A 14790-nucleotide genomic window follows, 5' to 3' on the forward strand; every position below is an offset into this window, starting at 1 on the left:
GGAGCCTTTGCTCCGGCCAATGGGTGGGTTTATCTTATCCGCCTACGTGTTTTACGCCTTCAAAAATCGCTTTAACATTCAATTCGATTATTTCTGAGTTTTTCGCAGATAGCTTGTATTTCATTGCCTCTATCAGAGAATCCACTTCAGTACATTTTGTTGTATAGACAAACGCTCCAAGCACAACCATATTTGCCACCTTAACATTGCCAAGTTTTTCGGCGATATCATTAGCGGGTATTTCGATTACCTTCACGTCATTTCTCTGAGGTTTCCTATCTATAACTGAAGTATTGATGAAAAGATATCCATCTTTTTTCAACTTCGGCTCAAATTTCAAAAGTGACGGTATGTTCATTGCAACAACTTCCAGTGGTGTATCAACAACAGGAGAAGCAACCGGTTCATCACTTACAACAACTGTGCAATTGGCAGTCCCGCCGCGCATTTCTGGACCATAAGATGGAAACCATGTTGTGTGCTTTCCTTGATTCATTGCAGCTTGAGCAAGTACCTGACCCATTAACATAACACCCTGTCCGCCAAAACCAGCAAATATTATGCTATGCATCATCATTCCTCACCAACCTTATCAATAAAAACGCCAAGCGGGTATTCTTTCACCATATTCTGTTCAAGCCATTGCATAGCTTTTATGGGGCCCATTCCCCAATTTGTCGGACATGTAGATAAAACTTCAACAAGACCATATCCTGTATTTTTTATCTGCGCCAGAAAAGCTTTTTTTATATATTTCTTGGTCGTTATAACATCTTTTGGCGTTGCTACCTTGGTTCTGGCTAAAAAAGCTACTCCCTTCAATTCCTTGAGAATTTCACATACGTGAACGGGATAACCTTCCTTCTCTGCATTTCTTCCATAAGGCGACGTGGTAGTTTTCATACCCAGCAGCGTTGTTGGAGCCATCTGGCCACCCGTCATTCCATAAATCGCGTTGTTTATGAAGATGGTTGTGATTCTCTCGCCACGATTAGCAGCATGGATTGTTTCGGCTGTTCCAATTGCAGCGAGATCCCCATCGCCCTGATAGGTAAAAACTACAAGATCTGGCCTCGCGCGTTTCATACCAGTTGCAACAGCAGTAGCTCGACCATGTGGAGCTACTGTACCATCCAAGTTGAAAAACTCGTACGCAAAAACAGAACACCCGACGGGAGCAACAATTATTGCTTTTTCTCTGAGATCCAGTTCATCTATAACTTCAGCTATCAACCTGTGAACTATTCCATGATGACAACCAGGACAATATGTGAATGGCTTTCCGCTCAAGGATTCCGGCATTTTGTAAACTGCTTTATATTCCATTTCAATGCCTCCCAACTAAGTTCTTGAGATGAGAAAAGATCTCTTCTGGGGTAGGAACTACACCGGCCATTCTCCCATAAAACTCTACTCTTGTTTTTTCAAGAACAGCAAGTTTTACATCTTCAAGCATCTGACCGGAGCTCATCTCAACTGTTAACACCATGGACACCTTTTCAGACAATTTTGACAAGGGTTCATACGGGTAAGGATAAAGTGTAATCGGCCTGAACAAACCAGCAGCTATTTTTTCCTCCCTTGCCATCTTAACAACACTTTTAACTATTCTTCCAACTGTACCATGTGCAACTATCAAAATGTCAGCATCGTCTGTATTGTATTCTTCCCAGCGAGGCTCTTGACTTTCTATTCTGAAATATTTTCTTTGAAGCTCCATATTCATCTTTTCAAGCCCATAAGGATCTATATTGAAACTTGTTACCTGCCTTGGCGATCTATTTTTTGCGCCTGTCAATGCCCAGCTATCGTTATCATAAGCAAATTCTTTCTCCGGAAAACTCACTGGCTCCATCATCTGTCCAAGCAAACCATCTGCAAATATGAGTACAGGATTTCTGTATTCATCTGCAAGCTCAAAAGCAAGCATCGTTAACTCAACCGCTTCCTGAACTGTTGACGGAGATAGAACTATGAGTCTGTAATCTCCATGACCTCCTCCCTTTGTTGCCTGAAAATAGTCACCTTGGGATGGCTGAATATCACCCAGCCCCGGCCCACCGCGCACGACATTAACAAAAACCGAAGGAAGTTGAGCACATGCTATGTAAGAGATTCCTTCCTGCATCAAGCTGAAACCTGGAGATGACGTAGATGTCATAACTCTTCTGCCAACACTCGCCGCTCCATAGACCATATTCACAGCAGCAACCTCACTTTCAGCTTGAAGAAAAGAACCTCCTACCTCGGGCAACCTTCGAGCCATATACTCTGTAAGTTCGCTCTGAGGCGTGATAGGATAACCAAAGTAATTCCGACATCCAGCTTTTATAGCAGCTTCTCCAATAGCTTCCGTACCTTTCATCATAACTCTTTTCACTTGAATCACCTCACAGGTTGAGATAGTTTGTAAACCGTTATACAGGTATCCGGACACATCATGTAGCAAAAACCACAACCCGGGCACTTTTCCTGTGGATCGTATTGTTCTGCAGGGTGATACCCTTTACTATTGAATTTTGTCGAAAATCTTATTATTTTTTGAGGGCACGCATTTATACAAAGTCCACAACCTTTGCATCTTTCACTATCTATTTCTATATAAGCTTTTTTCAAGACAACTCCTCCCTTTTTTTCAAGAATCTCTTTATGCGAAAAATATTGAACTTACTTATCAAAGTATCTGTCTGAGCTGTGACAGTAAATGCAATAGGTATGTTTAAAATCTCTGATGCTTTTGAAATTACTATCTCGCTATCTTCTATTAAATCAACTGTCGTTTCGCTGCCAAGATTTGTATTGTTGACAAGATAATCTACCTTTATTCCAGAACGTTCCTCAATCCTTCTCACAACCTGCACAATCTGCTCAGAGCTCTCTGTAAAAGGTCTTTTAGTGTTAACAACAAAATATACCCTACTGTCTCCGAGATACTCTCTTAGATAACCAAGAACTACGACACCTCTTTCGGCGCCTCCCACATCCAGAACGACCTGATACTCAGGATTTCCAAGATACCCCATAACAGAAGCCGTTATTAAGGGTAAATCTGCGTTTAAAATGTTCTCGGGCGGTGTGATCGTTTTTATATCGTAAGACTGGATCAACTCTCGAACATCCCTGATTCTGAAATAAGGTGATACAACATCAACATCAGCAATTGCTACCTGACTGTAATTTTGCTTGAGGTTGATCGCATAATTTATAGCTATCTCCGTTTTTCCACTTCCATACAGCCCTACAAAGACATGATTTTTTGCCATTTTTCCGCCTCTTTACTGTATATTTTTGCTTTTTCTTGGCCTCTTAAAACCCTCAAAACTCCAAGTGCAAGTGCTTTCTCTTCATCTCCTCCTGGATATACAAAAACAAGTGCAATAAAAGAAACATATTCTTTGAGCCAGCTTATCATGTATCTTTCATCGTAGGCAAGTCCACCTGTGAGAACTATTGCATCTACATCTCCCTTCATAGCCGCAGCTGTTTTACCGATCCATTTTGCTATCTGGTATGACATAGCTCTGTAAACAATTTCTGCTTTTTTATCTCCCTCAGAAATCCTTTTTTGAACCTCAATAGCGCTGTTTGTCCCAAGATAAGCAACCAGACCCCCGTTGCCCTTTATCCTTCTCATGATCCACTCTTTCGAATATTTTCCAGAAAAACAGAGGTCTATCAATTGCGTTAAAGGAAGTGTACCGCTTCTTTCAGGGGTAAAAGGCCCATCACCATCAAGTGCATTGTTCACATCAACAACTTTTCCTTTCACATGGGCCCCTACAGATATACCTCCACCCATATGAACCACTATCAAATTGGCGTCTTCATAATTTTTTCCAAGTTCTGCAGCAGCCCTTCTCGCAACTGCTTTTTGGTTTAAGGCATGAAAAATTGACTTTCTTGGCAGCTCAGGGTGCCCGGAAAGCCTTGCGATTTCTGCAAGTTCATCTACCACAACAGGATCGACGATGTAGGATTTTATCCCTGCAATTTGAGCAAGTTCATATGCCAGAACTGCTCCAAGATTGGATGCGTGTTCACCATATTTAGCTTGTTTTAATTCATCTATCATAGATGTATTCACTTCATACGTCCCCCCTGGTATCGGACTCAGTAGCCCGCCCCTACCGACAATAGCTGAAAAATCGTGGATGGAATATCCACTTTTCTCAAGAAAGTCAACAATCACACCTTTTCGAAATTCATATTGATCAAAGATGGTATCGTATCTGGATAATTCATCCGAACTATGTCTCAGAGTTTCTGACAAGATCATGTCTTCATTTTCAAAAATGGCGAGCTTTGTTGAAGTCGAACCAGGATTTATCACCAGAATTCTGTACACTCAACCATCCCCTCAAACAAGTAATGCACCAAGTGCTATCGAATAAAGTTTCGTTTCATCCGAATCGGCCCGTGATGTTAAAACAATTGGCAATCTCGCTCCAAGGATCACAGAAGCAACTTTAGCATTTGCAAGAAAAACCATTGATTTATAGAAAATATTCCCCGCTTCAATATCTGGCATGATTAGTACGTCAGCATCTCCTGCAACCGGACTTTCTACACCTTTATGCTTTGCAGCTTCAATAGAAACAGCGTTATCAAGAGCAAAAGGTCCGTCAACAATGCAATCTTTTATTTGATTCCTATCATTCATTTTGCTCAATATCGCTGCGTCCAAAGTTGCGGGCATCTTCAAATTTGGAATCTCAACTGCACCAAGTACAGCAACCTTTGGCTTTTCCACTCCAAATTTTTTCATGACTCTTACCGCAGCATTTATCATATCAACTTTCTGTTCGAGAGTGGGCGATATTATCATCCCAGCATCGCTTACTGCCAAAAGCTTTGCGTATGAAGGTATATCAAAAACACTTACCATTGTCATGGTTGAACCTGTTTTCAATCTGTATTCATCTCGAAGGACCAATTTCATAAGATCACCGGTTTTAACCAGGCCTTTCATTAAAAGTTCCCCATTTTTATCTGCAATCTCCACAGCTTTTGCAGCAGCATCACTCTCTGGGCTATCCACCACTTCACATTTTGATAAATCGAGATCAACATTTGAAGAAAGAACTTTTATTTTTTCATAAGGTCCAACCAGAATCGGTGACACAATTTCGTATTCAACAGCAAGTTTTACGGCATTCAGAACAACACTATCACCAGCAGACGCAACTACCAATTTTCTTCTAATCCCTCTCACTTTTTCAACAATTTCAAGAAACCTGCTCATCAACAACACCCCACTCTTTGGCCTGTTCATAACCTCTCAAAACTCTCAAAGCTCCAAATGCCAATGCCTCCATTTCAAACTCTCCAGGCACAACAAAAATAGGGGCAAATCTATAAACATAACTTTTTATCATCTCGACAAACTCATTACTATGAGCCATACCACCTGTTAAAACTATCGCGTTCACTTTTCCGCACAAAACTGCACACATTCCCCCTATTTCTTTACCAATCTGATATGCCATCGCCTGAACAACTACATTCGCTTTCTCATCAGTTTTCGCTAACTGTAAAGCTTCTCTCAGGTCATTTGTCCCAAGATAGGCCACAAGTCCTCCCTTACCCACAAACTTTTTCTTCAATTCCTGTTTGGTATACTTACCCGAGAAGCACATTCTAACCACATCACCGACAGGCAGCTCTCCTGTCCTCTCAGGGCTGAATGGTCCTTCGTCATTTGCATTATTCACATCTATAATCTTTCCCTTCCTTATTGCTGCAACAGAAATTCCTCCACCAAGGTGAGCAACCACAAAGTTCAGGTCTTCATAATCTGCGTTCAGTTCCAGAGCTACCTTTCTACAAACTGCTTTTATGTTCAGTGCGTGTGAAAAGCTTTTTCTCTCTATTTCCGGAACACCTGAAAATCTCGCTTCGTCAACCATTTCGTCAACAGAAATGGGGTCTGTCACATAAACAGGTATTTTTCCTTGACCCAGTTCATAACCGATAATAGCAGCAAGATTGGAAACATGACTGACTGGCGAATCATACTTCAAATAATGAATCATCCTGTTATCTACAATATAAGTTCCACTTTTAAGGGGAGGTAATATTCCTCCTCTTGCAGCAATGGCATCAAAATCTTCCATTTTAAAACCGTGCTTTTTCAGTATCATAAGTATATTTTCTCGTCTGAAATTCAATTGATCCATCAAATTTGGATGTTTTTCAAGATCTGATAAACTGTGCTCAACTTTTTCCAGAAGTTTACATTTTTTATCCTCATAGACTGCAATTTTTGTGGAAGTTGAGCCAGGGTTTATCACCAAGATTCTGTACATTTCATTTCATCCTCCTGGAAACCCTGTATTGATCAAAAGCTGTTCTCAATCTCTTCACACCTTCGTGAATTTCCTCAACAGAAGGCAAGCAGAATGACATTCTCATAGATGAAGATGGTTCAGAATAAGGTCGGAATGCTTCTCCTGGTATATAAAAAACTTTGTTTTGTTCTGCAAATTTGAACATTTCCATCGTGTCGTAACCTTCTGGGAGGGTGGTCCATATGAATAATCCACCGTTTGGATTTGTCCACTTCGTTCCTTTAATGTCACCAAAATAATTCTCAAGCGCTCTGACCATTTCATTTTTCTTTTTCCTGTAAAGTTCTATGGCAGGTTTGATTTGTTCAAGCACATCATAACGTTCGAGATATCTTGCTGCAAGCCTCATCGTTAAAGATGGACTGCATAGATCTGTACCCTGTTTTGCAAGAACCATCTTCCTCACTATAGACTTATCTGCAACAACCACTCCTATTCTCAAACCGGGGCAAAGAATTTTGCTGAAAGTATTTAAAAGAATAACCCGATCAGTTCCTCCAAGTTTCATTATTGATGGCACATGTTCCCCTTCAAATCGAAGTACACCATACGGATCGTCCTCAACAACAAGCAAATCATACTTTTCTGCAACCTCGATCAGAGCTTTTCGCTTCTCCAGAGATGTTGTGACGCCTGATGGGTTTTGGAAATTTGAAACAACGTATATAAATTTCAATTTTTTTATTTCTCCCGCTCTGTCTATTTCTTCAATTTTTTGCTCAATCATATCTATATCAGGTCCATCTTCATCAAATTTTGCAACAACAAAACGCGGTTCTCTCATTCGAAAAGCACTTATTGCTCCCAGATACTCAGGATCACCAACAACAACATAGTCACCTGAATCTATAAAAACTTTTCCCAATAATTCAAGCGCTTGCTGAGAACCAACTGTTATGAGAATATTCTCGTGTGATAAACCTTCTATTCCATAAATTCTCTTGAGTAAGATCAGTATCTGATTTATAAGCTGTGGGTCACCTTCCGTGACAGAATATTGCAAAGTATATTTATATTCTTCTTCTAAAATCTCTGAAGCTATTTTTGACAATTCATGTCTTGGGAAAGTCTCTGGATCAGGTGTCCCTCCGCCAAAAGAAACAGCGCCTGGCATATTAGCATATTTGAGTAATTCTCTGATCATCGATGATTTTAATCTTTCCGCAAGTTTAGAAAAGTTGTGTTGTTTTGTCTTCACACCATCACCCCGATAATATATTATCAAATTCGTGCCAAGGTCGTTGTAACACAAAAAATCACTTTTCATCAAATTTTTCTAACTTGCAAGAAATTGCATTATGCAAAAAATGGCATGCAAATTATTGCATAAATAGAGGTTATAAGAAAGCAGTTTCTACATGTTAAACTACTTTTGGAGAATTATAAGGAGGTGTGTATATGCTCAGGAAGAATTACATAATGGCCCCGGGTCCCACACCAGTACCAGCTGATATACTCCTTGCCGGTGCAAAAGAAACTATCCATCATAGAACACCGCAATTTCTTGAAATCATGAAAGAAACACTTGAAAGTGCAAAATATCTATTCCAGACTAATAGTAAAATCTACACTTTCGTATCATCGGGAACAGGAGCAATGGAAGCAGCTGTCACAAATCTGATGAACCCGGGAGAAAAAGCGATAGTTGTTGTAGCAGGAAAGTTTGGAGAAAGATGGAAAGAAATTTGTGATTCATACGGTATTCAGGTTGTAGAAATAGCCGTTGAATGGGGAAATGCTGTTAGTCCGGAGCAAATAGAGAATGTTATGAAACAACATCCAGATGCCAGGGTAATATTCACAACACACAGCGAAACATCGACAGGAACGGTAATTGATTTGAAGTCCATCGCCCAACTTACGAAAGATACCGATCATGTCCTTGTTACAGACGAGGTAAGCGGATTACTTGCCGAACCACTCAAAATGGATGAATGGGGAGTAGATGTAGTTGTCAGCGGTTCTCAAAAAGGCATTATGATGCCACCTGGCCTTGCTTTTATGGCTCTAAGTGAAAAAGCATGGAAATTAGTCGAGAAAAATCAGTGTCCAAAGTACTATTTTGACTTGAGATACTATGACAAAAATTATCCAGATAACCCGTGGACTCCAGCTGTGAACATGATATATATGCTCAATCAAAGTATAAAAATGATAAAAGAAGAAGGCATAGAAAATGTCTGGGAGAGACATAGAATTTTGGGAGAGGCGACGAGAAACGCAATGAGAGCACTTAATCTTGAGTTATTCTCAAAGAGGCCGGGAAATGTTGTCACAGCAGTAAAAGTTCCAGAAAGCATAGACGGAAAAAAACTTGTTAAAATCATACGGGACAAATATGGTGTAACAATTGCCGGCGGGCAAGGACACCTATCTGGAAAAATCTTCAGAGTAGCACATCTCGGATATGTGTCGATGTTCGATACTATAACTGCAATATCAGCTCTGGAATTTACTTTAAGTGAACTCGGTTATAAAATTGAACTTGGAACTGGTGTCAGAGCAGCAATGGAAACCCTTAAACGCGAGGGGGTAGCTGGATGATAAGAGTTCATATCAACGATCCTCTGGATCAGGAAGCATTAAATTTGCTCAAATCAAAAAGTCAACTTCAGGTAACGTGTGAACATCTTGATAAGGATAAACTACTCGAACTGATACCGCAAATAGAGGTTCTTATTGTCAGAAGCGCCACCAAAGTTACTGAAGATCTGATAAATAAAGGCGAAAAATTAAAGGTAATTGGGCGAGCTGGCGTTGGTCTTGACAATATAGATGTTACTGCAGCAAAGCAAAAAGGAATAAAAGTTTTGAATACACCTGGAGCAAGTTCCATATCTGTAGCAGAGTTAACATTTGGTCTGATACTTAGTGCATCTCGACATATTGCAAGAGGCACATGCGATTTGAAAAAAGGACTCTGGACCAAAAAAGAACTTGAGGGACATGAGCTTTATGGAAAAACAATAGGTATTGTAGGATTGGGAACCATAGGAAAAGAAGTCGCAAAAAGGTCAATCGCTTTTGGCATGAAAGTCATTGCGTATGATCCATTCGTTGAATATTTCGAAGGAGTCAAAATTGTCAGCCTTGAGGAATTGTTTACAAATTCAGATATCATAACTCTGCATGTTCCATTATCAAATGAAACAAAGCACATGATAAACTCTGAAACAATATCCAAGATGAAAGATGGTGTGATAATCATAAACGCTTCACGCGGAGGAGTGATAGATGAACAGGCACTATACGATGCTCTCAGCTCTGGAAAAATTTATGCAGCTGCACTCGATGTATTTGAAGTTGAGCCACCTGCAGATGATCTGAGAAAAAAATTATTACAACTCCCCAATGTCACTGCTACTCCTCATATAGGTGCCTCTACTCATGAAGCACAGGCAAAAGTTGGAAGAGAGCTTGTAGAAAGAATCTTTGCAGAACTTGGCATATAAAAGGCGGCTTTTGCCGCCTTTTATATTGTAACGATCCTTTGGCCGGCCAAAACAGCATCCTTAGCAGTCTCTTCAAGTCTTAAAAGTAAATCTGATGCATCTGTTATTTCATTTGTTATCTGACATATCGATGCTATGACATCTGGAAAATGACTCGTTTTTGGCAGCTTTATGCGTTTTGCACGTCTGATCAATCTACCCACAAAAACTTTTGCCCCATCCAAACCAGCGTATGGGAGAATAGCTATCAGGGTGTTTTTATCATAAAGAACAATTCTGTCAGAGGTTCTAGCCTGTTTTTTTGCATTATTGTAAAGGGCTCGCGTGGTAAATTCCTCATCGGAACAAACTTTTACCATGGCAATCGACAGGGGGATGTTATACCTTTGCGATTTATATATTTCTTCATCCAGAAAAGTTTCTATACTGCATCTTGTCAGAACATAGCAATACATCAGCTTGAATTTCATAAGATAGTAATCAAGCTCCTGGCCAGGTAGTATCACATCTACAACTTGATCCAGATCATCCGGTATGTGACTGTTTACAATTACAGAGTCAAGAAATGGATGCGCCTTTTCCCCAACATAAAGATCGGCATCTTTTTCATCGGCAACAGCTACGCCGCAACACATGCCAATTGCATGAAAGATATTTGCTTTTGTTTTTTCATCAACAATATCAACATATACCCGCATGTTTAACGCCTGCCATTTCAAGAAAATATTTGTGTATTCTTAAATCCTGGCCGAGCTCTGGATGAAACGAACTCGCAAGCAAATTACCCTGCCGCACTAAAACGGGTGAATCTCCATAACGAGCAAGAACTTCCACTCCTTCACCCCACTCAACAATCTTAGGAGCTCTTATAAAAATTGCTTTGAATAAACCTCCAGTCGATGGTATATCAAGATTAACTTCAAAACTTTCTACCTGTCTACCGTAGGCATTTCTTTCTACAACTATATCCATGAAGCCAAAGCTGTATTGATACGGATAATTCACTATTTGTTTAGCAAGTAATATCATACCTGCACAGGTCCCATAAATTGGGAAATCCTGATCAACCAGCTTTTCTAATTCATCTGCTATTCCCGTCAATCTTGCAAGTTTGCCTATTGTTGTTGATTCACCGCCCGGTATTATAAGCCCTTTTGTTTTTCTAAGATCTTCAACGGTTTTTACTACAATTGTCTCAACTTGAAGTTTTTGCAAAGCCCAGAGATGTTCCCTAAAATCACCCTGAAGCCCCAGAACCCCTATGGTCAACTTTACCATCCTCTCTCCTGCATCCGAACTTCTAATTCTTCAACCTCAAGCCCTGGCATCGGCTCCCCTATATCTTCAGAAACCTTGAGCAACATATCAACGTCATTCCAGTAAGTCACAGCCATAACTATAGCACGCGCCATCTTTGCAGGATCTTTCGATTTAAAAATACCAGATCCAACGAAAACACCATCAGCGCCAAGCATCATCATCAGTGCTGCATCTGCAGGAGTAGCAACACCACCTGCGGCAAAATTCACAACAGGCAGTCTACCGAGTTTCTTGACTTCCCTTACCAGTTCTACAGGTGCGCCTATTTCCTTGGCATAAGAAACCAGTTCCTCATCAGCCATAGTTGTGAGTCTTCTTATTTCATCCATAACCCTTCTCATATGTTTAACCGCTTCAACTATGTTTCCTGTTCCTGCTTCACCTTTAGTTCTTATCATAGCAGCACCCTCAGCAATTCTTCTGAGGGCTTCTCCAAGATCTCTCGCTCCGCAAACAAAGGGAACTTTGAATTCATGTTTGTTTATGTGAAATCTGTCATCTGCCGGGGTAAGAACTTCTGATTCATCTATAAAATCTACCCCGAGTGCCTCAAGAATTCTCGCCTCAGCAATATGGCCAATTCTTACCTTTGCCATAACAGGTATTGAAACAGCCTGCATGATTTCCTTTATCTTTGCAATACTTGCCATGCGGGCAACACCACCAGCTTTTCGTATATCCGCCGGTACGCGCTCAAGTGCCATAACCGCAACTGCGCCAGCTTCTTCTGCTATTTTTGCTTGTTCTGCTGTTGTTACATCCATTATGACTCCGCCCTTGAACATATCTGCAAACCCTGTCTTCACTGTCCATGTACCCTTCTCTGTCATAATCACACCTCCTCTTCCCAGTATCTTTTGAAAACTCTTTCAAGTCTTGAAGTATCCTGTTTAATCCGTCCAACTTTCGCACACGGTTTTCCATCAACCTCAACTATATCAGCTGTAATGTCAACCTTGTGTCTGAGTAATTTTGACCCAACAGCATACACATCTACAGGCACTCTTAGTTTCTCGAAAAGAGAAATTTTATCGGCATCAAATCCTCCTGAAACAACTATTTTTAGGTCCTTTAAGCCAACTTTATCAAACTCCTGCCGTGCACGCCAGACAAGCTCCGGACAAACCCCCAATGAAGATTCGTCCCTCGGAACAACTGAAATATCCCTCAAATTTCCAGAAGTATCAAATCTTACCCCCCATATCCTTCCCTTGCCCACACCTATTATAGGGGAAGGATCAGTCACACCCAAAACGAAATTCTTTCCGGTTTGCTTTTCATAGAAAGATTTAACAACCCTCAAGGTTGTCCCAATAACGTCATTATCCCAGTCCACCAAAATTATGCGATTCACGTTTTCAGGCATATGTTTGTCAAAAGCCACAGCAGCTTCCTCTGTGCTTCCGTTGTACGCTGCTATAAGGGCATGTGGCATTGTTCCCATGGATTGAGCTCCCCAATAATCAGCGTTGGCATCTGTCGAGACACCAAAAGCACCGGCGCAAAGTGCTGCATACCCGTCGGTTGCCTGAACCCAGTAATGATCAAACCTGGCGCTGAAATACAGAACTGGTTTACCGTTCGCAGCTTTAACAACGTTTTTAACGGCTGTAGCCGTGCTCGTGGCCCTTGCAATGACTCCTAAGAGTATTGTCTCTAAATACCCAAAATACGTTGGATCTCCCTCAATAGTCATGATAGGTTCCCATTCCCTTGCTTCATCGCCATCATAAAGGGCCTTGACTTCTATCTCATCCCATTTATCTACCCAGAGCTGGTTCAATTTTATTCTCAAATCCCATTTTCGTTCAGTATATTTCAAAACAATATCTGTCCTCATGTCAACAGAAGCAGCCTGAATAGCTTTATCAAGTGAGAGGATCTCCTGAAATATCTGTTTGGCTTTTTCTTCGTCTTTGTAATATCCGGTCGCAAACCTTAAAATTGCCAGCGCCTCGTCTATACCAACAACTGTGCAATCTTTTCTTGGAAAAAATTGGTACAGAACCCTTGGATGTCTGTTGTCTTTCTTGAGTACCTCAACATACCTTGAGAAATATATATCTGAATAATAGTCATTTCTGATGCGATCTATGGGAACTTTAAATACCTTTGGATCGAGTCTTTTTTTTCTCATAAAATCACCTCAGCACCAAGGACTTCTTTCATCATACGCAGGGCAAATTCGTGAAATTCACGATCATATGAAGCTGTTGCTTTTTCGTAAACTTCTACCTTGATATTTCTGTTTCTGAGTTCTTCAACAGTGAAAAGAACGCATATGTGCGTAACAACTCCGCAAACCTGGACTTTATCTATCGAGAAATTTTTCAAAATTCTATCAAGCTCTGTCCCGTAAAATGCACTGTATCTGGTTTTATAAACTGGGTAATATTTCGGATAATTTTGAAGAAGCTCTCTCAAAGGAGCAATAAGTTCAGCACCAGGCGTATTTTTAATACAGTGGCTTGGCCACATCTTAAACTCTTCATCATTTGCTTCATGCCAATCTTGCGTTGTTATAACAATTTCAGATCTTTCCATTGAATTTTTGATAACATCAATAGCGGGCGCAACAACCTTCTCGGCGCCCGCAAAATAAAGTGCTCCATCAGGGTCCACAAAATCTCTCTGCATGTCTATAACAATCAATGCATCCACACCATCGCCCCCTGGGGTGGTTAAGATTATCTCACGGGTTTATCTTTTGTGGCCTCCTCCAGAGCAAGCAATCTTTCCCATCTTTTGTCAACATATTGCTGGAGTTCATCTATTATTTCTTCTGCATCTGGTTTTTGAAGTAAAGGTCTGAATCTATCCTGAACTTTGACAAATTCAGAAACAGGTTTGAAACTCGATGGTTTTCTGGTGACTTTATAAACACCGCGATCCACCTCATACAGAGGCCAATATTTAGTCTGAACAGCAAGCTTCGTAATGTCAATTGTCCGATTTTCTGGAACTCTCCAGTATCTGACGCAGGGACTCAATACAGCTAAAAACGACGGACCTTCGAAAGTCAGTGCTTTCTCAATCTTGCTTATAAAATCCATCGGTTCACCAGCAGTAGCTGTCGCGGCATAAACATATTCATGACCTGCTACTATCTCTACGATGTTTTTCTTCAATTGAAGCTTTCCTGGTATCTTTTTTCCAACAGGTGCAGTGGTTGTATCTGCACCGGGAGGTGTTGAGCCAGATCTTTGGTTTCCCGTGTTCATATAACCTTCATTATCATAAAGAATATATATAAATTTATGTCCTCTTTCAATAGCACCGGAAAGTGACTGTAAACCTATATCATACGTTCCTCCATCTCCACCGAAAGCAAAAAAGGCATATTTTCTATCAGATGGAATTTTCCCGGATTTTTTAAGAGATCTATAAGCAGTCTCAACACCGCTAATTGTTGCAGCTACGTTTTCAAAAGCATTGTGTATATAAGGAACCGTCCAGGAAGTATATGGATAGATTGTTGATGAAACTTCCATACAACCAGTCGCAAATCCTATTACAGGTTCGTATCCGAGTGCTTTAGCGGTCATTAATGCTATTTTTACAGTTATTGGTGCGCCACATCCAGGGCACATTCTGTGCCCTTGCGTTAAACCAGGGTCTTTATCTGTAAAAATCTCTGCGAGTTTCTTCATTGTCAACGGCATTCAATGCAC

Annotated in this window: 17 protein-coding genes; 2 read left to right on the forward strand and 15 right to left on the reverse strand. The window is 40.6% G+C overall.

Annotated elements, in window-relative coordinates; translation table 11 throughout:
- Nucleotides 1-34: 34 nt before the first annotated feature.
- Genes TEL01S_RS09090 through TEL01S_RS09130 form a run of 9 tightly spaced genes read right to left on the reverse strand, consistent with a single transcriptional unit; the run spans nt 35 to nt 7491 of the window.
- Complete coding sequence (locus tag TEL01S_RS09090; protein ID WP_038051499.1) at nt 35-574, reverse strand: 2-oxoacid:acceptor oxidoreductase family protein; 540 nt, start codon at nt 572-574, stop codon at nt 35-37.
- Entirely contained in the window at nt 574-1326 is a 753-nt protein-coding gene (locus TEL01S_RS09095) for a thiamine pyrophosphate-dependent enzyme (protein ID WP_012003789.1), read from the reverse strand. Before TEL01S_RS09095 ends, TEL01S_RS09090 begins: the two co-directional genes overlap by 1 nt.
- 1 nt (nt 1327) lies before the next feature.
- The gene (locus tag TEL01S_RS09100; RefSeq protein ID WP_028843726.1) at nt 1328-2380 is read right to left on the reverse strand and encodes a 3-methyl-2-oxobutanoate dehydrogenase subunit VorB; all 1053 of its coding nucleotides are present in this window, start codon (nt 2378-2380) and stop codon (nt 1328-1330) included.
- A 5-nt stretch (nt 2381-2385) separates the two neighbouring features.
- Complete coding sequence (locus tag TEL01S_RS09105) at nt 2386-2616, reverse strand: 4Fe-4S dicluster domain-containing protein (protein WP_012003791.1); 231 nt, start codon at nt 2614-2616, stop codon at nt 2386-2388.
- Nucleotides 2613-3263 carry a cobalamin biosynthesis protein CobQ gene (locus tag TEL01S_RS09110; protein ID WP_028843725.1) on the reverse strand — a complete coding sequence of 217 codons (651 nt, stop codon included), beginning with the start codon at nt 3261-3263 and terminating at the stop codon, nt 2613-2615. Before TEL01S_RS09110 ends, TEL01S_RS09105 begins: the two co-directional genes overlap by 4 nt.
- Nucleotides 3239-4345, reverse strand: coding sequence for a butyrate kinase (gene buk, locus TEL01S_RS09115; protein WP_028843724.1), 1107 nt, complete (start codon nt 4343-4345; stop codon nt 3239-3241). The genes TEL01S_RS09110 and buk (TEL01S_RS09115) overlap by 25 nt, the downstream gene beginning before the upstream one ends.
- A gap of 12 nt (nt 4346-4357) precedes the next feature.
- Entirely contained in the window at nt 4358-5242 is an 885-nt protein-coding gene (locus tag TEL01S_RS09120) for a bifunctional enoyl-CoA hydratase/phosphate acetyltransferase (protein WP_028843723.1), read from the reverse strand.
- Nucleotides 5226-6305 (reverse strand): butyrate kinase, encoded by a 1080-nt coding sequence (gene buk, locus TEL01S_RS09125; RefSeq protein WP_028843722.1) that lies wholly within the window; start codon nt 6303-6305, stop codon nt 5226-5228. Before buk (TEL01S_RS09125) ends, TEL01S_RS09120 begins: the two co-directional genes overlap by 17 nt.
- Nucleotide 6306: 1 nt before the next feature.
- Complete coding sequence (locus tag TEL01S_RS09130; RefSeq protein WP_051366281.1) at nt 6307-7491, reverse strand: aminotransferase-like domain-containing protein; 1185 nt, start codon at nt 7489-7491, stop codon at nt 6307-6309.
- 254 nt (nt 7492-7745) lie between these two features.
- Here TEL01S_RS09130 and TEL01S_RS09135 point away from each other — a divergent pair, with 254 nt between their 5' ends.
- Nucleotides 7746-8891 carry a pyridoxal-phosphate-dependent aminotransferase family protein gene (locus TEL01S_RS09135; RefSeq protein ID WP_012003797.1) on the forward strand — a complete coding sequence of 382 codons (1146 nt, stop codon included), beginning with the start codon at nt 7746-7748 and terminating at the stop codon, nt 8889-8891.
- Nucleotides 8888-9799, forward strand: coding sequence for a D-2-hydroxyacid dehydrogenase (locus TEL01S_RS09140; protein WP_038051496.1), 912 nt, complete (start codon nt 8888-8890; stop codon nt 9797-9799). The genes TEL01S_RS09135 and TEL01S_RS09140 overlap by 4 nt, the downstream gene beginning before the upstream one ends.
- Before the next feature lie 20 nt (nt 9800-9819).
- Here the strand turns inward: TEL01S_RS09140 and TEL01S_RS09145 are convergent, their stop codons facing one another.
- Genes TEL01S_RS09145 through TEL01S_RS09170 form a run of 6 tightly spaced genes read right to left on the reverse strand, consistent with a single transcriptional unit; the run spans nt 9820 to nt 14781 of the window.
- On the reverse strand, nt 9820-10497 hold the full coding sequence (locus TEL01S_RS09145; protein ID WP_028843719.1) for a hypothetical protein: 678 nt from the start codon (nt 10495-10497) through the stop codon (nt 9820-9822).
- On the reverse strand, nt 10481-11068 hold the full coding sequence (gene pdxT / locus TEL01S_RS09150; RefSeq protein WP_028843718.1) for a pyridoxal 5'-phosphate synthase glutaminase subunit PdxT: 588 nt from the start codon (nt 11066-11068) through the stop codon (nt 10481-10483). The genes TEL01S_RS09145 and pdxT overlap by 17 nt, the downstream gene beginning before the upstream one ends.
- A gap of 2 nt (nt 11069-11070) precedes the next feature.
- On the reverse strand, nt 11071-11949 hold the full coding sequence (gene pdxS, locus TEL01S_RS09155; RefSeq protein WP_012003801.1) for a pyridoxal 5'-phosphate synthase lyase subunit PdxS: 879 nt from the start codon (nt 11947-11949) through the stop codon (nt 11071-11073).
- A 2-nt stretch (nt 11950-11951) separates the two neighbouring features.
- The gene (locus TEL01S_RS09160; protein ID WP_012003802.1) at nt 11952-13256 is read right to left on the reverse strand and encodes a nicotinate phosphoribosyltransferase; all 1305 of its coding nucleotides are present in this window, start codon (nt 13254-13256) and stop codon (nt 11952-11954) included.
- Entirely contained in the window at nt 13253-13780 is a 528-nt protein-coding gene (locus tag TEL01S_RS09165; RefSeq protein WP_012003803.1) for a cysteine hydrolase family protein, read from the reverse strand. Before TEL01S_RS09165 ends, TEL01S_RS09160 begins: the two co-directional genes overlap by 4 nt.
- A 26-nt stretch (nt 13781-13806) precedes the next feature.
- A complete protein-coding gene (locus tag TEL01S_RS09170; protein ID WP_012003804.1) occupies nt 13807-14781 on the reverse strand; it encodes a thiamine pyrophosphate-dependent enzyme in 975 nt (324 codons plus the stop codon).
- Nucleotides 14782-14790 lie beyond the last annotated feature (9 nt).

Origin of the sequence: Pseudothermotoga elfii DSM 9442 = NBRC 107921, assembly GCF_000504085.1 — a bacterium.
Lineage (GTDB): Bacteria > Thermotogota > Thermotogae > Thermotogales > DSM-5069 > Pseudothermotoga_B > Pseudothermotoga_B elfii.